The organism is Hymenobacter properus (genome assembly GCF_015694735.1).
Lineage (GTDB): Bacteria > Bacteroidota > Bacteroidia > Cytophagales > Hymenobacteraceae > Hymenobacter > Hymenobacter properus.
Genome location: NZ_JADQDP010000001.1, coordinates 1,109,397 through 1,131,456 on the forward strand (window position 1 = coordinate 1,109,397; position 22,060 = coordinate 1,131,456).

Annotated in this window: 22 protein-coding genes; 11 read left to right on the forward strand and 11 right to left on the reverse strand. The window is 62.5% G+C overall.

All coding sequences use genetic code 11. The annotated features are described in order from the left end of the window. Nucleotides 1-49 precede the first annotated feature (49 nt). Complete coding sequence (locus I2I01_RS04775; protein WP_196285264.1) at nucleotides 50-298, forward strand: hypothetical protein; 249 nt, start codon at nucleotides 50-52, stop codon at nucleotides 296-298. A gap of 265 nt (nucleotides 299-563) precedes the next feature. Here the strand turns inward: I2I01_RS04775 and I2I01_RS04780 are convergent, their stop codons facing one another. Next, nucleotides 564-1,253 (reverse strand): TIGR02117 family protein, encoded by a 690-nt coding sequence (locus tag I2I01_RS04780; protein ID WP_196285265.1) that lies wholly within the window; start codon nucleotides 1,251-1,253, stop codon nucleotides 564-566. Between the two features lie 150 nt (nucleotides 1,254-1,403). On the opposite strand from I2I01_RS04780, the gene I2I01_RS04785 reads away from it, so the two are divergent. Then, nucleotides 1,404-2,999 carry a MutS-related protein gene (locus I2I01_RS04785; RefSeq protein WP_196285266.1) on the forward strand — a complete coding sequence of 532 codons (1,596 nt, stop codon included), beginning with the start codon at nucleotides 1,404-1,406 and terminating at the stop codon, nucleotides 2,997-2,999. Between the two features lie 114 nt (nucleotides 3,000-3,113). On the opposite strand, the gene I2I01_RS04790 is transcribed toward I2I01_RS04785, so the two are convergent. Next, nucleotides 3,114-3,848, reverse strand: a complete 735-nt coding sequence (locus I2I01_RS04790; RefSeq protein ID WP_196285267.1) for an adenine nucleotide alpha hydrolase — start codon at nucleotides 3,846-3,848, stop codon at nucleotides 3,114-3,116. A gap of 114 nt (nucleotides 3,849-3,962) precedes the next feature. On the opposite strand from I2I01_RS04790, the gene I2I01_RS04795 reads away from it, so the two are divergent. The 4 genes from I2I01_RS04795 (at nucleotide 3,963) to I2I01_RS04810 (ending at nucleotide 6,608) form a co-directional block, all read left to right on the forward strand. Beyond that, nucleotides 3,963-4,466, forward strand: coding sequence for a hypothetical protein (locus I2I01_RS04795; protein ID WP_196285268.1), 504 nt, complete (start codon nucleotides 3,963-3,965; stop codon nucleotides 4,464-4,466). A gap of 100 nt (nucleotides 4,467-4,566) precedes the next feature. After that, the gene (locus I2I01_RS04800; RefSeq protein ID WP_196285269.1) at nucleotides 4,567-5,328 is read left to right on the forward strand and encodes a glycosyltransferase family 2 protein; all 762 of its coding nucleotides are present in this window, start codon (nucleotides 4,567-4,569) and stop codon (nucleotides 5,326-5,328) included. Between the two features lie 35 nt (nucleotides 5,329-5,363). After that, nucleotides 5,364-5,786, forward strand: a complete 423-nt coding sequence (locus I2I01_RS04805) for a hypothetical protein (RefSeq protein WP_211537811.1) — start codon at nucleotides 5,364-5,366, stop codon at nucleotides 5,784-5,786. Nucleotides 5,787-5,864: 78 nt separating this feature from the next. After that, a complete protein-coding gene (locus I2I01_RS04810) occupies nucleotides 5,865-6,608 on the forward strand; it encodes an EcsC family protein (RefSeq protein WP_196285270.1) in 744 nt (247 codons plus the stop codon). On the opposite strand, the gene I2I01_RS04815 is transcribed toward I2I01_RS04810, so the two are convergent. The 6 genes from I2I01_RS04815 to I2I01_RS04840 form a co-directional block, all read right to left on the reverse strand. After that, nucleotides 6,605-7,522, reverse strand: coding sequence for a carbohydrate kinase family protein (locus I2I01_RS04815; RefSeq protein ID WP_196285271.1), 918 nt, complete (start codon nucleotides 7,520-7,522; stop codon nucleotides 6,605-6,607). The genes I2I01_RS04810 and I2I01_RS04815 overlap by 4 nt on opposite strands. A gap of 180 nt (nucleotides 7,523-7,702) precedes the next feature. Continuing rightward, entirely contained in the window at nucleotides 7,703-8,176 is a 474-nt protein-coding gene (locus tag I2I01_RS04820; RefSeq protein ID WP_196285272.1) for a hypothetical protein, read from the reverse strand. 10 nt (nucleotides 8,177-8,186) lie between these two features. Beyond that, complete coding sequence (locus I2I01_RS04825) at nucleotides 8,187-9,131, reverse strand: alpha/beta fold hydrolase (RefSeq protein WP_196285273.1); 945 nt, start codon at nucleotides 9,129-9,131, stop codon at nucleotides 8,187-8,189. Nucleotides 9,132-9,179: 48 nt separating this feature from the next. Then, nucleotides 9,180-10,109 (reverse strand): DMT family transporter, encoded by a 930-nt coding sequence (locus I2I01_RS04830; protein ID WP_196285274.1) that lies wholly within the window; start codon nucleotides 10,107-10,109, stop codon nucleotides 9,180-9,182. Between the two features lie 111 nt (nucleotides 10,110-10,220). Then, nucleotides 10,221-11,069 carry a toxin-antitoxin system YwqK family antitoxin gene (locus I2I01_RS04835; RefSeq protein ID WP_196285275.1) on the reverse strand — a complete coding sequence of 283 codons (849 nt, stop codon included), beginning with the start codon at nucleotides 11,067-11,069 and terminating at the stop codon, nucleotides 10,221-10,223. Between the two features lie 182 nt (nucleotides 11,070-11,251). Then, the gene (locus I2I01_RS04840) at nucleotides 11,252-13,543 is read right to left on the reverse strand and encodes an aconitate hydratase (RefSeq protein ID WP_196285276.1); all 2,292 of its coding nucleotides are present in this window, start codon (nucleotides 13,541-13,543) and stop codon (nucleotides 11,252-11,254) included. A 246-nt stretch (nucleotides 13,544-13,789) separates the two neighbouring features. On the opposite strand from I2I01_RS04840, the gene I2I01_RS04845 reads away from it, so the two are divergent. Continuing rightward, on the forward strand, nucleotides 13,790-15,115 hold the full coding sequence (locus I2I01_RS04845; protein WP_196285277.1) for a peroxiredoxin family protein: 1,326 nt from the start codon (nucleotides 13,790-13,792) through the stop codon (nucleotides 15,113-15,115). 276 nt (nucleotides 15,116-15,391) lie between these two features. Then, nucleotides 15,392-16,270, forward strand: coding sequence for a universal stress protein (locus tag I2I01_RS04850; protein ID WP_196285278.1), 879 nt, complete (start codon nucleotides 15,392-15,394; stop codon nucleotides 16,268-16,270). Between the two features lie 94 nt (nucleotides 16,271-16,364). On the opposite strand, the gene I2I01_RS04855 is transcribed toward I2I01_RS04850, so the two are convergent. Further along, nucleotides 16,365-17,768, reverse strand: a complete 1,404-nt coding sequence (locus I2I01_RS04855) for a cytochrome P450 (protein WP_196285279.1) — start codon at nucleotides 17,766-17,768, stop codon at nucleotides 16,365-16,367. A gap of 148 nt (nucleotides 17,769-17,916) precedes the next feature. On the opposite strand from I2I01_RS04855, the gene I2I01_RS04860 reads away from it, so the two are divergent. After that, nucleotides 17,917-18,213 (forward strand): hypothetical protein, encoded by a 297-nt coding sequence (locus I2I01_RS04860; protein ID WP_196285280.1) that lies wholly within the window; start codon nucleotides 17,917-17,919, stop codon nucleotides 18,211-18,213. 208 nt (nucleotides 18,214-18,421) lie between these two features. Here the strand turns inward: I2I01_RS04860 and I2I01_RS04865 are convergent, their stop codons facing one another. Then, nucleotides 18,422-19,429 carry a polyprenyl synthetase family protein gene (locus tag I2I01_RS04865; protein ID WP_196285281.1) on the reverse strand — a complete coding sequence of 336 codons (1,008 nt, stop codon included), beginning with the start codon at nucleotides 19,427-19,429 and terminating at the stop codon, nucleotides 18,422-18,424. A gap of 227 nt (nucleotides 19,430-19,656) precedes the next feature. On the opposite strand from I2I01_RS04865, the gene I2I01_RS04870 reads away from it, so the two are divergent. Together I2I01_RS04870 and folK are read left to right on the forward strand one after the other, a co-directional pair. After that, nucleotides 19,657-20,514: an alpha/beta hydrolase family protein gene (locus I2I01_RS04870; RefSeq protein WP_196285282.1), complete on the forward strand. Its 858-nt coding sequence runs from the start codon at nucleotides 19,657-19,659 to the stop codon at nucleotides 20,512-20,514. Continuing rightward, nucleotides 20,511-21,008, forward strand: a complete 498-nt coding sequence (folK, locus tag I2I01_RS04875) for a 2-amino-4-hydroxy-6-hydroxymethyldihydropteridine diphosphokinase (protein ID WP_196285283.1) — start codon at nucleotides 20,511-20,513, stop codon at nucleotides 21,006-21,008. Before I2I01_RS04870 ends, folK begins: the two co-directional genes overlap by 4 nt. A gap of 49 nt (nucleotides 21,009-21,057) precedes the next feature. Here folK and fabD read toward each other — a convergent pair whose 3' ends face one another. Beyond that, entirely contained in the window at nucleotides 21,058-21,942 is an 885-nt protein-coding gene (gene fabD / locus I2I01_RS04880) for an ACP S-malonyltransferase (protein ID WP_196285284.1), read from the reverse strand. Nucleotides 21,943-22,060: the final 118 nt, after the last annotated feature.

Here is a 22,060-nt window from a genome sequence, read left to right on the forward strand (position 1 = left end):
TAATTTCCGCCAAATTTTTTAGTTTATTGTAAAATCAGTATCTTTGGACATGTCAAACGTCAAGCTCCCCACGCCGCTGCCGTTGCAGCAATTTGCCCGCTGCGTGAACGACAAGCAGCGCCCGGCCGACTTCGTCGGCGACTGGCCCGAAGCCGGCCGCGTGTACGCCGTGCGCGTGCTGCCGCACGTGCGCACCGGCCAGCCGCAGGTGCACATCCTCGGCTTTTACGCCGAGCGGCCCTACGGCGCCTTCGCTGCCCACCGTTTCGAGCAAGTGGCCGATGTGTGGCTGAACTAAGCCCCGCCCGAGCCCTTGGCTCCATGGTTCCACCCGTTAGGCCCCGTTGGCGTTGCAGCCGGCGGGGCCGGTTTGTTTTTGGTGATAATTGACCGTCATGCTGAGCGCAGCCGAAGCATCTCGCGTAGTTTAGTTGCAGAAGTGGCGCCTCACCCCCGGCCCCTCTCCAATGGAGAGGGGAGCCTGACGTCAGGAGCAGCACCGGTGCCCCCTCTCCCTCCGGAGAGGGGGTCAGGGGGTGAGGCGTCGACGTCAGAACGTTCCCCTACCGACCGTACTGATACAATATCCCCTTGTCGGCGGGCGTCCAGAGGCAGGCGCGTTGGCCGCTGGCTTTGAGGGCGTTGTTGGTCCAGGTGTTGCAGGTGTAGAGGAAGCTATAGACGCGGTGGGCCTCGTAGAAAGCATCATCCGCACCGTAGCTGTGCCCCTCGATGTGCTGCGGACGGCCAGCGGCGTCGTAGTCGAAACTATCCTGGATGTAGCGGATGAGGCGGGCGTACTCGGCGTGGCTGAGGGTGAGCGGCACGGTGTCGGGGCCGGGCGTGAGGCTGCGCAGGTAGGTGGTGTGCATGGCCGACGAGCCCAGCCAGAACGCGGCCACAAAGGCGGTGCTGAACTTGAGGTCGGCCCAGGTGGGCGTGTCGAGGTAAAAGCCTTTGTCGCCCCAGCCGAAGGCAATGTAGCGCAGGGTGGTGTCGCCGGAGGGAATATTGCTGTAGGGCAGCGTTTTGCTCCAGTCCATCTGGGCGGTTTTGACGGGCACCACAATATCGGTGTGCACGCCGTTGGACTTCAGGAATACCGGCACATCGGCCGGGGCGTTGGGCTGGGCCTTGGGCACGGCAATGCGCGAAAGCACGAAGGCCGAACCCAGGTAAGCCGCCACCACCCCACCAAGGCCGACGGCGGTGTAGGCGACAACTTTTAGCGCTTTGCGAAAAAGGGAAGGCATGAATTGGGCAATAGCTGGGAATGGGTTAGGCAACGGCGCCGCTGACCAATACGGCAGATTTGAAAAAGTAACCCAAACCGTTGGGCCCGGTGGGCACCCTTACTTTTGCCCGCCCCCGCCCACTTACGGGCCGGCCCCTCCCCCGCTCCCATGTGGACCTCTACCGCCAGCCAGCTAGCCGCCCTCGAAGCGGCGTGGCGCACGCCTGCCACCCGCTCGCACCTGTTTCCGCTCGTGGCCCGCTACCATGCCAACGTGCAAACGGAGCCCGCCTACCACCGCCTCGACGACCAGACCTGGGCCGACCTCAACGGCAACGACCTGTTTGCGCTGCTCGATAGCACCGTGAGCCGCGTGGGCCAGCAATGCCTCTACCACCGCCTCCGCAGCCCTTCGAATGACGAAGCCGCCTTGCAGGATTTCGACCAGGCCGCCCGCTTGATGGCCGACCCGGCCCCGCGCGGGCAGGCGCTGCTGGCCTTGCGCCGCCTCACCTCCACCCAGGCCTACTACCTGCCCGATATCCTCACCGGCAACGCCCTGCCGGCCCTGCCCTGGACGGCCGCCGCGCCCGCGCTGGTGCTGCTGCTCCTGGCCACGGTGGTGGGTGGCTTCTGGCAGCCGGCGCTGTGGCTGCTCTCGGGGGCCTTGGTGGTGCTGCATGCGGTGCTGCATTTCTGGTACCAGAGCCGCATTGCAGTAGGCGTGCGGCCCATGCTGCAGCTGGGCAGCCTCTACCGCACCGGCCGCGACCTGGCCCGGCAACAGTTGCCGCTGACGGCACTGCGCGGGCTGCCCGAGGCGTTGGGCCGCCTGGGCGCCATCGTGAACCGGGTAGCGTTTTTGCAGGCCAACGAAGTGGTGCAGTCGGACCTGGCGATGCTGCCGTGGCTGTTTCTGCAGTATATCAAAATGGTGTTGCTGCTCGATTTCATTGTGTACCACAGCTGCCGGCGCCAGGTAGAGCAGCACTTCGGAGCCATCCGGGCGGTGTACGAGGCAGTGGGCTACGTGGACAGCGCGGTGGCGGTGGCCGGGTTTCGGGCGCGGCACCCGCATTGCGTGCCGCAATTCACCACCCAAGCGGGCCTGCACCTAGCGGGCGCCTACAACCCACTGGTGCCCGGCTGCGTGCCCAACGACTTGGCCGTGGCCCACACCAGCGTGCTGCTCACAGGCTCCAACATGTCGGGCAAAACCACGTTTATGCGCGCCGTGGGCCTCAATACGCTGCTGGCCCAAACCATTGCCACTTGCCCGGCCACAGCCTACGCCGCGCCCTTCCGGCGGGTGGTGTCCAGCATCAACCTGGCCGACAGCCTCACCGAGGGCAAGAGCTATTACTTCGCCGAAGCCGAAACCATCCTCGGCTTCGTGAAGGCGGCCGAAGCCGGCGGGGGAGGCTACCTGTTCATTCTTGATGAGCTGTTCAAAGGCACCAACACCGTGGAGCGCATTGCTGCCACGCAGGCCGTGCTGGCGTATCTGCAGCCGCGCAGCCTGGTAATAGCTTCCACGCACGACGGCGAGCTGGGCCAGCTGCTGGCGCCCGCGTTCACGGAATACCACTTCTCCGAAACCGTGACCGAAACCAGCTGGCATTTCGATTACCTGCTCAAACCCGGCCCGCTGCGCACCCGCAACGCCATCCGCCTGCTGGCCCGGGCAGGCTTCCCAGCGGAAATTGTGCAACAGGCCATGGACTTAAGCCGCACGCTGGACGCAGCGGGGTCATCAGGCGCGTAATTCTGGCCCGTCATGCAGCGCGCAGCGAAGCATCTCGCGTGCGGCCACTAATCCTGACGATTGAATTACTCTTGCACGCGAGATGCTTCGCTGCGCGCTGCATGACGTTCTGATTTACAGCAAATCGCAGTACCAGAAACCTGTGTCGAACGGACTCGCGTCGGCCTTATCGCCACATTCGTAGTCCGCATCATCGGCTTTGGGCGCGGGCTGGTAACGGCGGTGCACAATTTCGCCTTTCTCGAAGGCCACGGGCTCGCGGAAGTTGGGCCCGTCGAAGACGAAGGTGTGGAACTCGCCGTTTTCGCCGCAGGGGTCCACGTTGGCGGGCAGGTCGCGCAGAAACTGCTCGTCGATGACGCGGCCCACGAAGCTCTGGTCGAGGTATTTGTCGCTGACGCAGGTGGTGATGGTTTTGAAGCCCAGGGCCAGAAACTCGCGCATCAGCTCGCCGGTGGGCACGCCCCAGAGCGGAAATACAGCTTCCCAGCCGGCCGCGGCCAGCTTTTCTTCGCGGTAGCGCCGCAGGTCTTCCAGAAAAATATCGCCGAAGATGGCGGCCGTGGCACCTTCGTTTTTAAGCTCTGCCATTGTGGTGGCCATCAGGCGCTCGTAGGCATCCATGCTGGGCATTTCGGGCAGGAACAGCTTGCGGCACGGCAGGCCGAGGCTGGCGGCCTGCCGGTCGAGCAGAGCGGCACGCACGCCGTGCATGGAGATGCGCTGGTAGGGCTCGCTCAGGGTGGTGAGCAGCGTCTGGAGGCGGTAGTGGCCGATTTGCTGCACTTTGTAGAGCGCCAGGGCCGAGTCTTTGCCCCCGCTCCAGTTGAAAATAGCGGATGTTTTCATTTCGGGGCAAGGTAAGGCCGCAGCGCCGGCTGCCGGAGTGTGCGCCTGAGGGCAGGTGTGGTCATTTGCCGCAGGCTGCCTACCTTGAGCCCATTCTTGTCCCTGCTACTTTCCATGAAAAAACTTCTACTTGCCTTTCTGCTCGGTGGCCTGCCCGCGGCAGCTTCGGCTCAGACCTTCGACGTGCCCGCCCAATACACCCTGAGCAAGCCCGACGACTTCGCTAAATACGAGCCTCAGGTCATCAACACCATCAACTGGCTGGAAGCCACTCCCGCAAACCAGGACCTGACCCGCCGCAAGCAAGCCCAGCGCTTTTTGCTGGAGTGGGCCAGTGGCAGCCCCAAAGTGTCCATCGGACTGCAGCCCTACGTGGGCGAGCTGTACGGCAAGCAAACCGACCTGCTCATGGCCTTCATGGGCGGCTGGACGCGCTACAGCTTGCAACACCCCGACGTGACCGACGCCCTTACCCTGAACGCCGAAGGCGTGCAAGCCATGCTGAAACTTTACGCCCTGGGCGGCCTGGGCACCCTCAAACCGCTGGAGAAAGTGCGCGACCTGGCCGCCGCCGGCGAGCTGAACACCTGGCTGAAAAGCAAAATCAGCACGAAGTAAGTGCCTTACAGCACGCCGCTTGCCCCCATACGGCTGGTGAAAGGCGCGGCCGGGAGCAACTTTTTCGGCCCGTCGCCGAAAAGATGCTGAAAAGCCGCGTATGCATTTCTCCGTTATCACTCCTACCCACCAGCGCCGCGAGCTGCTGCCCGAAGCCGTGGCCAGCGTGCGCGCCACCGTGACCGCGCCCCTCGATTTCTCCTTTGAGCACCTGATTTTCGACAACGGCTCGCGCGATGGCACGGCCGCTTTCCTGCGCGAGGCCGCCGGCCAGCCGGGCCCGCCGCTGCGCCATTGGCACACGCCGGGCCGCCAGCTGGCCGGGCTGGCCCGCAACCAGCTCATCCGGGAAGCCGCGCCCGACGCCTGGATTGTGCCGCTCGACGACGACGACTTTCTGCTGCAGCGCACCCTGTTTCACTACGGCACCCAAATCAACGCTAATCCCGGCCGCTCCTGGTTTGTGGCCGATTTCCTGCGCGTGGACGAGCACGGCCGCTACCTGCCAAACGAGGACTACTACGCCTGGCAGTTCGACACGCCCACGGCCATGCTCCAGGCCATTTTTCGGGCCGAGCACTTCATTCAGGGCAACGTGTGTTACAGCCGCGCCTTCGTGGATGAAGTGGGCGGCTACGACAATGAGCTGAAGATGGCCGAGGACCTGGACCTCTACGTGCGCTTCCTGCTTGCGGGGCAGCTGCCGGTGGTGTGCCCCCACATCAGCCACCTGCACCGCTTTCACGCCCGCAACGTGAGCATTGGGGTAGATGCGGCCACGCACAACGCCGACCTGCGGGTGATTTACGACAAGTACCGCCCGCAGCTGCAGGCACTGGGCATCGGGGCGCCGGGAGAATAGCCGCCTGGCTTATTTTTGGGCTTTCGCCTTGCCCTATGTCCGCCCCTGCGCCCGAGGTTTCCGAAGAAGTGTACAGCATTCCGGCCACGTACCGGAAGATGGAAAACACGCACATCCTGTTCTGGCTGCTCAAAGACATTGCCTGGTGCATGGTGTGGCGGCCGCTGGGGCTGGCTATGGTGGTGCCCACGCTGGGCATTGCCCTGATTATTGCCTGGCGCACCCGCGCGCTGGCCTCGGAGCTGGCCCACAACCTGGCCATCGTGTTCTGGATTACGGCCAACTCCTACTGGATGACCAGCGAGTTTTTCGGGTTCGATACGGTACACGTCACGCCCACCATCACGGGCAAGCACCTGGCGCTGGTGCCGTTTCTCATCGGCCTGGGCATTCTGCTCTGGTATTACCTCGTGACCAAGCCACGCGAAAACCGGGAGGCGCAAACGGCTACGCTGTAGCGCGGACGCTGCAAGTCCGCGCCGAGGCGAACGTCCTACCGATGCGCGGACTCGCAGCGTCCGCGCTACTTTGCGCCCATGAACCCCGACGAACAGCAAACCCGCATAGAACTGCGCGCCTGGCAGCTCCGGATGCAGCGGCGCCCCTCGTTTCTGAACAACTTTGCCCACCGCGTGCAGGTGCGCCTCAATGCCCTGCTGCCCGAGAAGGTGCACCAGGCCATCACCGCCGCCATCAAGCAGATGGTGCGCGGCGTGCTGTTTGGCTCGCGGCACACCACCAGCAAGCCGCTGGCCGGCGTGGCGTTTGCTGCCCGCGAGGCCGAGGTACGCACCCGCATCCGCGACTACCGCACCATGGCCACGGCCGAAGGCGCCGTGACCGGCGCGGGCGGCTTTCTGCTGGGCCTGGCCGATTTTCCGCTGCTGCTGGGGCTCAAAATCAAGCTCCTGTTCGATACCGCCGCCCTCTACGGTTACGACGTGCACGACTACACCGAGCGGCTGTATTTGCTCTACGTGTTTCAATTGGCTTTCAGCAGCCAGCACACCCGCAACGCCACCTACCGCCGCCTGGCCGACTGGGACGCCTACCGCCTCAGCCTGCCCCTGAACCCGGAGGAGTTCGACTGGCGCACCTTCCAGCAGGAATACCGCGACTACATCGACCTGGCCAAAATGGCCCAGCTGGTGCCCGTCATCGGGGCAGCCGTGGGCGCCGTGGCCAACTACAAGCTCATCGAGCAGCTCGGCGACACAGCCATGAACTGCTACCGCATGCGCCACTTCGCGGCCGAAGAAGCGCGGCCACTGCCCCGCTAGCGCCCACCGGCGGCCGTCAGCAGCGCCCGCACGTCGGCTTCGGCAAAGGCGGGCGTGGCGCCTTGGCGCGTGGCCACCAGTGCCCCCGTGGCGCAGGCAAACCGCAGCGCCTCGCTGGGGGCCTGGCCGGTAAGCCAGCCCTTGAGCAGCGCCGCCAGAAACGAGTCGCCGCTGCCGATGGTGTCCTGCACCGGCACAGCGATGCCGGGCGCGCGGTAGAGTTGATTATTCGTCCAGAGCAGGGCGCCGTCGGCTCCGCAAGTCACGCACACGGCTTGCAGGCCGAAGCGCTGGGCCAGCCAGGGCATGGCCGCTGCTGGCTCGGCTTCGGCACCGAACCAGGCCATGAGCTCGGCCAGCTCGTGGTGGTTCATTTTCACCATATCGGCCTGGTTCAGCAGGTGTTCCACCACGGCGCGGGTGTCGTGCGGCGGGCGCATGTTCACATCGAACACTTTGAATTTTGCGCTTTCGAGCAGGCGGTAGAGCGTTTCGCGGGTGCCCGCCTGCCGGGCCGCCAGGCTGCCAAACACAAAGGCATCGGCGCTGGCCACGGCGGCTTCTACCAGCTTATCGTAGTGAATGTAGTCCCAGGCCACGGGCTGCACAATGTCGTAGACTACCTCGCTGGCGTTGTCGACGTTGGCGTGCACGATGCCCGTGCGGTGGGTACTGTCGTGCTGCACGAGGTCCGTCGCCACGCCTTTCGACGCCACAAAATCGACCAGCTCGGCGCCCAGCTCGTCGGCGCCCACGCGGCTGATGAAGCGCACGGGCAGGCCCAGTTGGTGCAGGTGCACGGCCACGTTGAAGGGCGCGCCGCCCGGCTGCTTGCCGGTGGGCAGCAAGTCCCATAAGATTTCGCCGAAGCAGGCAATGGTGGGGAGCTTATGGGCTTGAGAACTTGGCGTCATGGTCGAAAGAATTGTGGCGGATTTACTCGTTTAAGGGGACGGCTGCATTTTGGCCGGGCCTGTGGTCAATTTCCTCTACGCGGGCCGAGCGGGGGCAGTGGCTTGGGGCCTCGCTATGGCAGCATTAGGCACATGGCTACTGTGGCAGCACTCTTGGCTTTCCGGGCGGCGCGGTACCGTCTACAGGCCTTTCTCATCGAGATATAGCCCGCAGTGCGAGCAGGCCCGAATGGTATAATGGCGTCCTTTGTTCCGGCGCATCTTTCGGTTGCAGGTGGGGCAGTGCGGCGACGAAAACCAACCGCCGGGTTTCAGCCCGTGGCTGCCGCACTCGGGGCAGTAGGCGCCTATTTCCTCCAGCTTTTGGTGGCAGCCCGGGCAAAGCAGGAGGCCAGCCATGCGCAAGCCGGTCACCAGCAGCATTATCAGAACTGCCAATAATCCCAAGCCAATCAGAATTCCTCCTCCTGACTGGATGGAGCCCGGCACCACCTGCAGCAACACCATCCCCAAGAAAAGGCCGCCCATGCACCACCCGCCCAAGCGCTTTTGCCGACGATATTCAGCGCTTACCTGCTCAAAGCTGGCCCGCAAATGACTTCGTTCCCCGTCGGTATAGGGTGCTTTGGTGATGGGGTTAAAGGGCGGAAGCACGAAACAGGGTTTAGGCGATGGATAAATGAGCGGCGTCTTGCCAAGCCTGGCAGCCCGGAAGCCGGCGGCAGGGTGCGAAATGGGCAATAAACATGCATCCGCCTGCAGTCGCTTTCGAACACCCAGCCCACCTAACGCGCCGGAGGCAATACCGCTTTGGCCCGAAAAACTCATTGGCTTTCCGGTTGAATTCGTCGGCGTGCTCCCGCACGGTGGCGTGGCCGCTGTTGGGAATTATCCAGAGCCAGGCGCGCGGCAGATGTCGGTAAATGGCGATGGTGTGTTCTGGCACGATGAGGTCCCGGTCGCCCGCCACGATGAGGGCCGGCGCCTGCACGCCTTTCAGCGCCGAGAGTGGAATGTTGGGCTGAAACACGTCCAGGCAGAACACCTTCCAGTCGTTTTTCTGCTTGGCGTCGGTGAGTTTCACGTTTTTGTTTTCCTGGTAGCCCCGCTGCTGCTGGCGCCACAGGCTGGGCATGAGCGCCGTGGAATCGGGCCAGAGGTTGGCGCCGGTGGAAACCAATTTCTTCACCTTCTGCGGATGGCGCATGGCCAGCAACAGCGCGTTGATGCCACCGTCGCTCCACCCCAGCACGTAGGCCGAGTCGATGCGCAGGCTGGTGAGCAAACCGGCAAAGTCATCGGCCATCATCTCGAAGCTCAGCGAGTCGCCGGGGTCCACGGACTTGCCGTGGGCGCGGCTATCCACGGCAATGACGCGGTAGCGCTGCGCCAGAAAAGGGATGTTGTTTTCAAGTTTCTTGATGCTGCCGCCGTTGCCATGAATCAGGAGCAGCGGCGGGCCCTGGCCGTAGGTTTCGTAGTACAGCTTCACCCCGCGCACCAGCAGGTAGTGCCCGGCGGCGGGGTTGTTGCCATAAGGTATGGCGGACTGGGCGCTGGCCAGCACGTGGCAGAAAAGCAGACCAATGGCAAGCAGTACATTTCTCATGACCGAAAGGTAGGCCTCTTTACGTCGGCGCAAAGGGGCCATTTTGCCTTAGTATCCCGCTGCTTCCTTACGCCTCCAACTCAGCAGCAGCACCCCCAACACGACCAGCACAGTCCCAAAAATCTGCGCCGCAAATATCTTTTCGCCCAAGATGAAATGGGCCTGTAAGATGGTCGAAACGGGCCCGATGCCGCTGATGATGGCCACATTGTTGGCGCCTATTCGTTTCAGGCCCTGCGATATCATAAACGAAGGCAGCACGGTGGCAAACACGGCCAGCAGCAACCCATACACCCACAGTGCCTTGCCCGTAGCCAACACTTCGTGGTGGCCGGTGAGAGCGAAATGAACAAAAATGCCGGCCGTGGCCGCCAGCATGGCATACGCGGTGAATTTATTAGCCCCAATTACCGGAATTATCTTGCCACTGCCCGTAATGTAAATGGAGTACGTGACAGCGCAGGCAAACACCAGTAAGCTTCCCCAATACAGGCCCGGTTGGCTGGCATCAAAGGATATTTCCCCCACGTAGGCAATCAAAATACCGCTATACGTAAGCAGCAAAGCCCCTTTTTGAATGCGGGTGATTCGCTGCCCAAAAAAAATAGCGTTGATAAAAACCACGAAGCTGGGGTACAGAAACAATATCAGCCGCTCCAACCCAGCCGACACATATTGCAAGCCAATAAAGTCGAGCAGGCTGCTGAGGTAATACCCCGTCATTCCCAGAAAAGCCACCAGCAGCCATTGCTGCAGTGTCATGCGCACGTTTGCCTTCTGGCCCGATACCACGAACGCAGCCACCACATAAAATGGCAGTGCAAACGCCATGCGCAGGGTCAGCAGCGTTAGGGCGTCGGTATGCGTGGCACCAAAGGCGTGCTTGACAATAATGGCCTTCGTGGAAAACAGAACAGCCCCCAGCAGGGTGATGATAAACCCAGCAACTGGAACGGCAGGACGGGAAGAACTGGTCATGGTGATTCTAAAGCCAAAACGGCCGCCCTTGTTTCCCGAGGCAGCCTTCATCTGGCGTCGCGCTTGCCGGGAATCTATCGATTATTAATCGACCAGAATGGCATCCCAGCTTCAAGAGCCCAGCGGTTCCACCAAAGCCCGCGCTCTTTTTCGGCTACCATCTGCTTCTACTTCAATACTGATTTTGACCCGGTACTGCGACGCCATCGGCTGGCCGTTGGCCAGCTGCGGCACCCAATAGGGCGGTACTTTAGCTAATACTTGCAGCAGCTGCTTTTCGTAGCGTGTAAGGCCGGTGGCTTCGGCGTACACAATGGCCAGTTGTTTGCCGGCGGCATCAACCTGATAAATAAATTCTGCCGACCTGTTTTTATCGAAACCCAGCGCGAAAAAAGGTCCCAGCGCGCCCATGATTTCGACCCGAAGCTGGTCTTTGCCGCCTGCGTACAGCAGCGGGTGGTTGGCCGGGGCGGCCGCATCCTGCCAGTACAGCAGTTGGTTGCTGAAATGGTTGACTTTCTGCACTACTTGCTTCTGCCGGTCAAAATAAGTCCAAACGCCTACGCGTTTCCCCTGCGCGTATAAGCCTTGGGCCTGCACAATGGCAGTTGTGTCTTTGACATCGACCGAATAACCAGTTTTGGCATTTGCTTCCTTATTCACCGTAGTCGCGGCCGTTGGGCCGGGCATATAGCGGTGGTAATACGTCCAAATACCTTCTTTTTCGCCCGTGTGGTAGGCCCCGACGCTGGTGATGCGGTTCCACCAGGGCCGCTCTTCCGAAAACGTACGCCACTCGCCCTCCTTCTGGCCGTGGTCGTAGCTCCCGGTTTCCAGCACCACCACACCGGCAAAGGTTCTTGGCAGGTAGCGCACATAAGTGCCGTGCCGGACCTTTTTATCCGTTTTCAGCACGTTAAATTCCTCCACAGCGCCCGTATTGTATTGTTGCGTTTGCACTGGCTGCACCGGCTCAGTAGCCAATTGGGCCACCGCAGCGCGCGAAACCGGCAACCCAAGCGCGCACAGAAGCAACATCTTTTTCAACTCCATTCTTTGTGCTGTCAGTAAGGCATTAAATATAACGGCCGCCCCGGTTTCCCGAGGCGGCCGTTGTTGCTCAAGCAGCTAGTGCTACTCGCTTACTTCTGCGAGAGCTGAGCTCCGCTGGCTTCCTTCATGCGAATCAGGTTCAGGGCCGAGCCGGCTTTGAACCACTCAATCTGGCCCTCGTTGTAGGTGTGGTTGAGGGTGATGAGGTCGGTGTCGCCGTCGGCGTGGTGCAGGCGGGCCTGCAGGGGCTTGCCGGGCTGGAAGTCGGTCAGGCCGAGGATGTCGATGGTGTCGCCTTCCTCAATCAGGTCGTAGTCGGCCTTGTTGGCGAAGGTGAGGCCGAGCATGCCCTGCTTCTTCAGGTTGGTTTCGTGGATGCGGGCGAAGCTCTTCACAATCACGGCGCGCACGCCGAGGTGGCGAGGCTCCATGGCGGCGTGCTCGCGCGAGGAGCCTTCGCCGTAGTTCTCATCGCCAATTACCACGGTGCCGATGCCCTGGCTCTTGTAGGAGCGAGCCGACTGCGGCACGGTCAGGTACGAATCGCCTTGCACGGCGAAGTTGCGCACCGAGTTGGCCTCGCCGTTGAAGGCGTTGGTGGCCCCGATGAGCATGTTGTTCGAGATGTTGTCCAGGTGGCCGCGGTATTTCAGCCACGGGCCGGCCATCGAGATGTGGTCGGTGGTGCACTTACCTTGGGCTTTGATGAGCAGGCGCAGGCCCATGAGGTCGGTGCCTTCCCAGGGTTTGAACGCTTCGAGCAGTTCGAGGCGGTCCGAGGTGGGGCTCACAATTACCTGCACGCCCGAGCCGTCAGCAGCAGGCGCCTGGAAGCCGGCGTCCTCCACGGCGAAGCCACGGGGCGGCATTTCCACGCCCATCGGCTCGTCGAGCTTCACGGGACCGTTGGCGCCGGGCAGGGTGTCGGTAAGGGGGTTGAAGGTGAGGTCGCCGGCAATGGCGAAGGCCGTCACGATTTCGGGCGAGGCCACGAAGGCGTGGGTGTTGGGGTTGCCGTCGTTGCGCTTGGCGAAGTTGCGGTTGAAGCTCGTGATGATGGAGTTCTTGCGCTTGGGGTCGTCGGTGTGGCGGGCCCACTGGCCGATGCACGGGCCGCAGGCGTTGGCCAGCACCACGCCGCCCATGTCGGCGAAGGTGTCGAGGAGGCCGTCGCGGGCCACGGTGTAGCGCACCAGCTCCGAACCGGGCGTGATGGTGAACTCGGCGTTCACGGTCAGGCCTTTGTCAACAGCCTGCTTGGCGATGCTAGCGGCGCGGGTGATGTCCTCGTAGCTCGAGTTGGTGCACGAGCCAATCAGGCCTACCTCCAGCTTCTCGGGCCAGCCGTGCTCTTTCACGGCGGCAGCGAACTGCGAGATGGGCCAGGCAGCGTCCGGCGTGAACGGGCCGTTCACGTAGGGCTCCAAGGTGTTGAGGTCGATTTCGATGAGCTGGTCGAAGTAGCGCTCGGGCTGAGCGTACACCTCGTCGTCGGCGCGCAGGTGCTGAGCAATAGCAGCGGCACCCTCGGCGATTTCGGCGCGGCCGGTGCCACGCAGGTAGTCGCCCATCTTCTCGTCGTAGGCAAATACCGACGTGGTGGCGCCAATTTCAGCACCCATGTTGCAGATGGTGCCTTTGCCGGTAGCGCTCAGGCTCTCGGCGCCCTCGCCGAAGTATTCCACGATGGCGCCGGTGCCGCCCTTCACAGTCAGGATGCCGGCCACGCGCAGAATCACGTCTTTGGCCGAAGTCCAGCCGTTCATTTTGCCGGTCAGTTTCACACCGATGACCTTCGGGAACTTCAGCTCCCAGGCCATGCCGGCCATTACGTCCACGGCGTCGGCACCGCCTACGCCGATGGCAATCATGCCCAGACCGCCCGCGTTGGGGGTGTGCGAGTCGGTGCCAATCATCATACCGCCGGGGAAGGCGTAGTTTTCAAGCACTACCTGGTGAATGATGCCGGCGCCGGGCTTCCAGAAGCCGATGCCGTATTTGTTGGAAACCGAGGCCAAGAAGTCGTACACTTCCTTGTTTTCGGTATTGGCTTCGGCCAAGTCTTCGGTGGCGCCGTCTTTGGCCTGAATCAGGTGGTCGCAGTGCACGGTGCTGGGCACGGCGGTTTTGTCTTTGCCGGCCTGCATGAACTGCAGAAGAGCCATTTGGGCAGTGGCGTCCTGCATGGCCACGCGGTCGGGGGCAAAATCAACGTAAGAGACGCCGCGCTCGTAGGCTTGCTTCACTTCGCCACCGTAGAGGTGGGCGTAAAGGATTTTCTCGGTGAGGGTGAGCGGGCGCGCCACAGCGGCACGGGCCGCTTCGATGCGGGAACCCATGCCGGCGTACACGGCGCGAATCATTTCCAGGTCGAAAGCCATAGGATGCGTGTTATAATAAGAGTGGTTGTGCAAATGTAGCACCCCCGCCAAGTTGTACCTAGCCAAAATGCGCAGATGCGGGTTTTGAATGGATTAACGAGGGTTTTGGTGGTTGCGTTCGGATGCGGCGCAGGGCCGGGCTCCCGCAGTGAGCGCCGCGGTTTGCGCTGATGGCGCAGCGGCAGGCGGCAACCTATTGGCGCGGGTGGCGGTTGTGGGGCTTCCGTTTGCATTTTTGCGCTTACCATGAAATCAACTTCGCTTTCCCTGCTGGCTGCGGCCGCGCTGGGCTTCGGCCTCACCGGCTGCTCTTCCAATTCTTCTTCCTCTGAAACCGCTGCTGGCGGCTCTTCCGCCGCGGCCCCCACGCTCACGCCCGGTCCCTGGCGCGGGGTGCTGGCCACGCAGGGCCAGGAAATTCCGTTCTTGTTTGAGGTGAAAACCGAAGCCGGCAAGCCGGTGGTTTACCTTATTAATAAGGGCCTGAACGGCGAAGAGCGGCTGCGCTGCGAGGATATTAAATCAGCCGGCGACTCCACCACCATTCGCATGCACGCCTTCGATGCCGCACTGGTGGTACGGGCTGGTGGCGCGAACAAGCTGAAAGGCACTTGGGTGAAGTACGACACCAAAGACCCTTACCGCGTGCCCTTTACGGCTTCGGCGGGCGCGCAGGAGCTGTTTCCAGCCGCGCAATCCATCGAGAAGCCGGGCAGCTTTGGCGGCACTTGGCGGGCCACGTTCCAGGACGGCGACGACAGCTACCCGGCCACGGGCGTATTCACGCAGCAGGGCAACAAGCTCACGGGCACCTTCCTCACGACTACCGGCGACTACCGCTACCTCAGCGGCACGGTGAGCGGGCAGAAAATGATGGTGAGCACCTTCGATGGCAGCCACGCCTTCCTGTTCACGGCCCAGAACGGCCCCAAGGAGCCCATCGACATCACCAAGCACTACGCGCCCAATACGCTGTTCGGCGACTTCTACTCCGGCAAGTCGGGCCACGAAACCTGGACGGCCGTGCCCGACCCCAAGGCCAAGCTGCCCGACGCCGACACGCTCACCTACCTCAAAAAGGACGAGTCGCGGCTGAATTTCAAGTTCCCGAACGTCATCGAAGGCGGCAGCATCTCCCCCACCGACCCCAAGTACCGCGGCAAGGTGGTGGTGCTGCAGGTGCTGGGCTCGTGGTGCCCCAACTGCATGGACGAAACCAACTTCCTGGCCCCCTGGTACGAGAAGAACAAGCAGCGCGGCGTCGAAATCATCGGCTTGGGCTACGAGCGCAGCGGCGAATACGCCAAGTCGGCCCCCAAGCTGCGCAACATGCGCGAGCGGTTCAACATCGGCTACGACGTAGCGTTTGCCGGTGTGTCGAACAAGGACTCGGTGGCGAAGTCGATGCCGCAGCTGGCCAAGTTCCTGGCCTTCCCCACCACCATTTTCCTTGATAAAAAGGGCAACGTGCGCAAGATTCATACGGGCTTCGCCGGGCCGGGCACGGGCAAGTACTACCAGGAAGAAATTACCGGGTTTGAGCAGACGGTGGATAAGCTGCTGAAGGAATAGCCGGCCTGTGACGCTGGTGCGCCTGGCATCATCAGTCACAACCAACAAGAAACGCTGCGATTTGCCATTCCGGGCGGGTCGCAGCGTTTTTTTTAGGGCTGAGCCCGTGGTTTTGGCCAGTGCTCGTCTGCGTTGCCAAGCTGTTTGGGGGCATTAGATGAAGGCACAGTGAAAGGCCCTGCAAAACTTACGCAGCAGCTTATCTACCCAAACGAACGTTCTACGTAAGCCTCTAAACAGCTAGACTACACCTGTTTTACACTCCATCTTCATCCTATGAAAAACATCCTTGTTCCCACCGACTTTTCGGCCGAGTCGCACCATGCTTTTGAAGTAGCGCTGCAACTGGCCAAGCAAACCGGCGCCGCCGTGAGGCTGCTGCACGTGCTGGAAGCTCCCGAAGCCGCCACGGCCAATTTCAGTGCCTACGGCGGGCCGGTGAATGGCAGTGAGCTGCCCAACAGCGAAGGCAGCATCGACGACGTTTTCATTCCAAAGCTGATGGAGGCAACGAAACGCCGCCTGCACGCCTTGCGCACCCAGGCCGAAACCCTGGCACCCGGCGTGGCCGTGGCCGACGGCGTGGAAATGGGGCGCATTGGCGATGGTATTTTGAGTGCCGTTGAACGCCATGGCGCCGACCTGGTGGTGATGGGCGCGCAGGGCCACGGGGCCATGGAAAACTTCTTCGTGGGTTCAAACACCGAGCGGATTATTCGGCTGGCCAACGTGCCGGTGCTGACCGTGAAGCACCAGCAGCCGCAGTTTGAGGTGCGCAACATCGTTTTCCCCTCCGACTTTACGGAGGAATCCGTCGGGGCCATTGCCGGCTTGCAGCAGGTACAGACCACCTTCCCGAACGCCACCATTCACTTGCTGCACGTGGCCGACGGGGCCAACAGCCAGGCCAACCAGCAACACGAACAGGCCTTTGCACAGCGGGCGCAACTGACCAACTTTCAGACCAGCACCATCGCCGCCGACAACACCAGCGCCGGCATCGAGCAATTTGCCAAGCAGGTGAATGCCGACCTAGTGGTGATTCCGACGCACGCCCGCTCCGGCCTTAGCCGCTACTTCAACACCAGCATTGCCGAAACAGTAGCCACCCGGGCCTTCCCGCCAGTGCTGACGTACCACTTGGCCGACGCCTAAAAGCCCGGAAACAAGTGCCCCTAAGCGTTTTTCTGTCCGTTAGAACGCCAGCGTTCAACGCGAGCCGCAGTACTGCTTCGGGGCACTCGTTTTTTCAGCGCAGCCGCAGTTGCACCCGGAAATCTCCCTTCGGCCGCAGCGTGACGAGCGGCTGCATGTCCACGGGGCCCTGCCCGGGCACCCAGTTAATCTCGAACAGCCGCAGCAGCTCCAGCGTCACGAGCTGCATTTCGGTGAGGGCGAACTGCATGCCGATGCACAGGCGCGGCCCGCCCCCGAAGGGCACGTAGGCGTTGGCCTGCACCGGCTGCGCCTGGCCCGGCGCAAAGCGGCTGGGGCGGAACTGCTCGGGCTCGGGCCAATACTTAGGGTCGTGGTGCAGGCCGTGGAAGTAGAGCGAGAAGAGCGTGCCTTTCGGGATGCGCAGGCCCTGGTACTCGTCGTCGGCCAGGGCCACGCGGTCCACCATCCAGGCGGGCGGGTAGCAGCGCATGGTTTCCTGCACGGCGTGCAGGGCGCGGCCCAGGCGCGGCAGGTCCTCGAACACGGGCCGGCGGCCGGCCAGCACACCGTCGGCCTCGGTGCGAATGGCGGCGGCTTCGGCGGGGTGGTGGGCCAGCAGATAGGTGAGCCAGGTGAGGGCGTTGGCGCTGGTTTCGTGGCCAGCAATGAGCAGGATGAGGGCTTCGTCGAGGACGCGCTCGGGTGTCATGGGCTCGCCGGTGTCTTCGTAGCGCACGTCGAGCAGCATTTGCAGCAGGTCGTCGGGCGGGGTGGCGCCGGGCTGGGCATTATCGGCCTGGCGCTTGGCAATAAGGCGGCCCAGCAGCACGCGCAACTCGGCGGCCAGGTCGTCGTGGTATTTAAACCGGCCGCGCAGCCGGAACCACGGCTTGAGGTAGGGCTGCCGGATGGAGCGCACGAAAAACGCCTGAATCTCGGTGATGAGCCGGGCCAGGCGGTCCAGTTCGGCCTCCGGGAAGTTGGTGCTGAACACCGAGCGCGCAATGATGCGGAAGGTGAGCCGCGTCATCAGTTCGTGCACTTCCACGGTGGTAGCACCTCCCGCCGCGCCAGCCTGGGCCACCAGCGGCGCCAGCGTGTCGCTGGTGATTTCCTGCATCAGCCCGGTGAGTGCCGCCACGCGCTGCCGGTGGAAGCCGGGCTGAATGAGCCGGCGCTGCCGCAGCCAGTCGGGCCCGTCGTTGGTGAGCAGGCCGTGGCCGATGTAGCGCGAAAAGCCCCGCGTGAACTTCGACTTGGCGTAGTTGCGGTTGTTTTTCTGCAGGATGTGCTGCGTGAGGCCGGGGTCGCGGGTGAGGATGCTTTTCTCCACGCCGCCAATGAACAGCTCCACCGTGTCGCCGTAGTGGGCCAGGGTGTCGTTGAGTACCGGCAGCGGGTCTTTGGCCAGCGCAAAGGAGCGCAGCAGGGAGCGCCAGCGCGGCAGCCGCGGCAGGTAGAAGGTCTTAGGGCTTGCTTTTTCGGATGCTTGCATTTGGGATGTCTTCGCGGCCGGCCGTGGGACGGCTACCCAAAACTACCGCCCGGGCGCAACTGGTTCATCTTTTTTTGCCTTGTCCGCGTACAGCCGAACGGGCCCCGGCCCGGCACCTTTCTTTTCTTTCCTCCAATTCCCTTGCCCTATGTGGATTCAGCAGAACCCCAGCTCACCCGCTCCGCTCGCCGATTTGCAAGGCCGCGCCGTCGGCCTCAAGTTTGAGTGCACCAAATGCAACACCGAAGTATTCACCGACCTCATCGGCGTGCCCGCCCCCAACGACCAGGCCGACTCGCCCGAGCACGCCGAAAACCACGAAATCGAAGAAATTAAGTGCCCCGGCTGCGAGATGACCCACTCGCTGGAAGTCGACAGCACCTTCGACGGCGTGACCTTCAAAGTGAGCGACGCCAAATCGGTGAGCTACCAGGTAGCCGAGTAGCCGTAGTAGCACGGAGCGCCTGTCATTGCGAGCGCAGCGAAGCAATCCGTCCTGTTCTCAGCGACTAGCCTTCTAATGTGACAAGCTTAATAAAAAGCCCTGGTGCCATGCGGCACCGGGGCTTTGTCGCTTAAGAACATGTCTGATTTTGACAGGACGGATTGCTTCGCTGCGCTCGCAATGACAGGTGGTGCGCAAGGCCGCAGGCCTATTTCTCCCGCTCTATCGTGTAGTTAATCAACTCCTCCAACGAAGTGCGGCTGGGCGAAGCCGGGAAGGTGTGGAGGATGTTGAGCGCGTCGTCGCGGTACTGCTTCATCGTGCGGATGGCGTAGTCCAGCCCGCCCGACTTCTTCACGAACTCAATCACCTGCTGCACCCGGTCGCGGTGGCCTTCGTTGTTTTTCACGTTGAAAATCACCTGCCGCTTTTCCAGCCACGAGGCGTGTTGCAGGGCATAAATCAGCGGCAGCGTCATCTTTTTTTCCTTGATGTCGATGCCCACCGGCTTGCCGATTTCGGCCGTGCCGTAGTCGAACAAGTCGTCCTTGATTTGAAAGGCGATGCCCACCTTTTCGCCGAATAAGCGGGCACGCTCAATGGTTTCCTTGTCGGCCCCCACCGAGGCTGCCCCTACTGCCGTGCAGGAGGCAATGAGCGAGGCGGTTTTTTGCCGGATAATGTCGAAATACACGTCTTCGGTAATGTCGAGCTTGCGGGCTTTTTCAATTTGCAGCAGCTCGCCTTCGCTCAGCTCGCGCACCGCGTTGCTCACGATTTTCAGCAGGTCGAAATCGTCGTTTTCGAGCGAGAGCAGCAGGCCGCGCGAGAGCAGGTAGTCGCCCACGAGCACGGCAATCTTGTTCTTCCACAGCGCGTTGATGGAGAAAAAGCCGCGGCGGTAGTTGCTTTCGTCCACCACGTCGTCGTGGACCAGGGTGGCGGTGTGCAGCAGCTCGATGAGGGCCGCGCCGCGGAAAGACGCATCGGGCAGCGGGGCCGTAGTAGTGGGCTCGGGGCGGGCGGCGCGGGCGGTGAGAAACACAAACATCGGCCGGATTTGCTTGCCTTTGCGCTTCACGATGTAGCCCATTATCTTGTCGAGTAGCAGCACCTTGGTGCGCATCGACTGGCGGAACTTGACCTCAAACTCTTCCATTTCGGCCGCAATGGGCGCCTGAATCTGGTCGAGGGAGAAAGTGGGTTGTTGGGGCATTGCGCCGGCAATGATACGGCAAGAGTGGTGGATTTGTGGGTTGCGGGCTGGTGCAATGTAAAACACCACCAGCCCGTCATGCCGAGCGCAGCCGAGGCATCTCGCGTGCAGCAGTAGTCCAACGTCAGGATTTACTGCTGCACGCGAGATGCCTCGGCTGCGCTCGGCATGACGGGCTTTTTCGTCCTTTCACCAACTCCCCATCTCCCCTGCCCTACCTTCGCCGCATGCTCACTCACGTTTCTTTCCTGCTCACCGGCACCGGCCACGGCCGGGCTTTCGAGGCCGATGCCACCTTCCGGCCCGATGGCCAGCCCAAGCCGGTGGTGGTTTTTGTGCACGGCTTCAAGGGCTTTAAGGACTGGGGCCATTTCCCGCTGCTGGCCGACTTTTTTGCCGAGCGCGGCTTCGTGTTCGTCAAGCTCAACCTCTCGCACAACGGCATTGTAGTCGGCGGCACCGGCGATTTGGAGGATTTGGATGCGTTTGGCCGCAATAATTTCAGCATCGAGCTGGACGACATCGGGCAGCTCATCGACGCGCTGTTTGCGGGCAGCACACCCGTGCCGGCCACCGAAATGGACCTTGGGCGCCTGTGCCTGGTAGGCCACAGCCGCGGCGGCGGTTTAGTGCTGCTCAAGGCCGCCGAAGACGCGCGCGTGCGGGCCGTGGCCACCTGGGCCGCCATTGCCGAAGTACACCCGCACTGGCCCCAAGCCGTGTTTGACGAGTGGGAGCGCACCGGCGTGCTGCACGTGCCCAACACCCGCACCGGCCAGCAGCTGCCCCTGCACTACCAACTGGTGGAAGACTACCATACGCACCGCCCGCGCCTCGACATTGCCCACAACGTGCGCCGCAAGCTGCGCCAGCCCCTGCTGCTCGTGCACGGCGACCAGGACGAAACCGTGAACGTGGCCGCCGCCCACACCCTGCACCAGCTCCGCCCCGATGCCGAGTTGCTGCTCGTGCCTGACGCCACGCACATGTTTGGCGGGGCACATCCCTGGGCAAATGTGGAATTGCCTGAGCCCGCCCGACTCATTGCCGAGCGCACCGCCGACTTTTTCAAGCGCCGCGCATGAGCCGTGCCGCCACCGCCTACCTGCTGCTCGGCAGCAACCTCGGCGACCGGGCCGCCCTGCTGGCCGGCGCCTGCCAGCAGCTCGCCGCGTCGGCCGGGGCAATAATTGCGGCATCAGCCCTCTACGAAACCGCCGCCTGGGGCCGCGAAGACCAGCCGGCCTTCCTCAACCAAGCCTTGGCGCTGCGCACGGAGCTGTCGACTCAGGAGTTGCTCGGCGCCTGCCAGGCCACCGAACAACAGGCCGGGCGCCAGCGCCTCGAACACTGGGGCAGCCGCACGCTGGACGTGGATATTTTGCTTTATGGCAATGAAATAATCGACGAGCCGCACCTGACCGTGCCGCACCCACGCCTGGCCGAAAGGCGCTTTGCGCTGGTGCCGCTGGCCGAAATTGCCGGCGGAGTGCGGCATCCGGTTCTTGGCCTCAGCGTGGCCCAGTTGCTGGCGCAATGCCCCGACTCGCTAGCAGTGCGGCCCTGGGCTGCCAGTTGAGTAAATCAACCAGCAAGCCAGGGCCGCAATTCTTATTTAGTTGCCTTAACTAGCCAACGGTGGCCGTGGGTACAATCTTTTTCACCAAGCCTTGCAGCACTTTGCCAGGGCCGCACTCAATGAAGTCGGTGGCGCCGTCGGCAGCCATGCGCTGCACCAGCTGCGTCCAGCGCACGGGAGCGGTGAGCTGGGCCAGCAGGTTGGCTTTGATTTCGGCGGGGTCGGTGTGCGGCAATGCGTCCACGTTTTGGTAAACGGGGCATTTGGCGGCGCTGAAGGTCGTTTTTTCGATGGCCTCGGCCAGGGCGGCGGCGGCGCTTTGCATCAGGGGCGAGTGAAAGGCCCCGCCCACGGGCAGCGGCAAGGCGCGCTTGGCGCCAGCGGCTTTCAGGGCCTCACAGGCTTTGGTAATGCCGGCCGTTGAGCCCGAGATGACGAGCTGACCGGGGCAATTGTAGTTGGCGGCCACCACCACGTCGCCGCCGTTGGTGATTTCCTGGCAGACGCGCTCCACGGTGGCGTCGTCGAGGCCCAGGATGGCGGCCATGGTGCCGGGCTGCTCTTCACAGGCGGCCTGCATAGCTTGGGCGCGGCGGGCCACCAGCGGCAGGGCGTCTTCGAAGCGCAGCACGCCGGCCGCCACCAGGGCCGAGAATTCGCCCAACGAGTGGCCGGCCGTCATGCCGGGCTGCAGCTCAGGCCGGGCCACAAACTGAGCCACCGAGTGCACGAAAATGGCCGGTTGCGTCACGTCGGTGCGGCGCAGGTCTTCATCAGTGCCCGAAAACATAATGTCGGTGAGACTGAAGCCGAGGATGTCGTTGGCCTGGGTGAGCAGGGCGCGGGCGTCGAGGCTCTGGTCGAACAAGTCGCGGGCCATGCCCGGAAACTGGCTGCCCTGGCCAGGAAATACTACTGCGGTGGTCGAGCTCATAGGAGTTTTAGTGCTGAGGGAGGGAAAATGAATTGGGGCGCAAGCTGCACACAAACCAGCATTGGCCCAAAAAAACAGCGCGGGCCTCGGAGCCCGCGCTGTTCAAAACAAAAGCGCT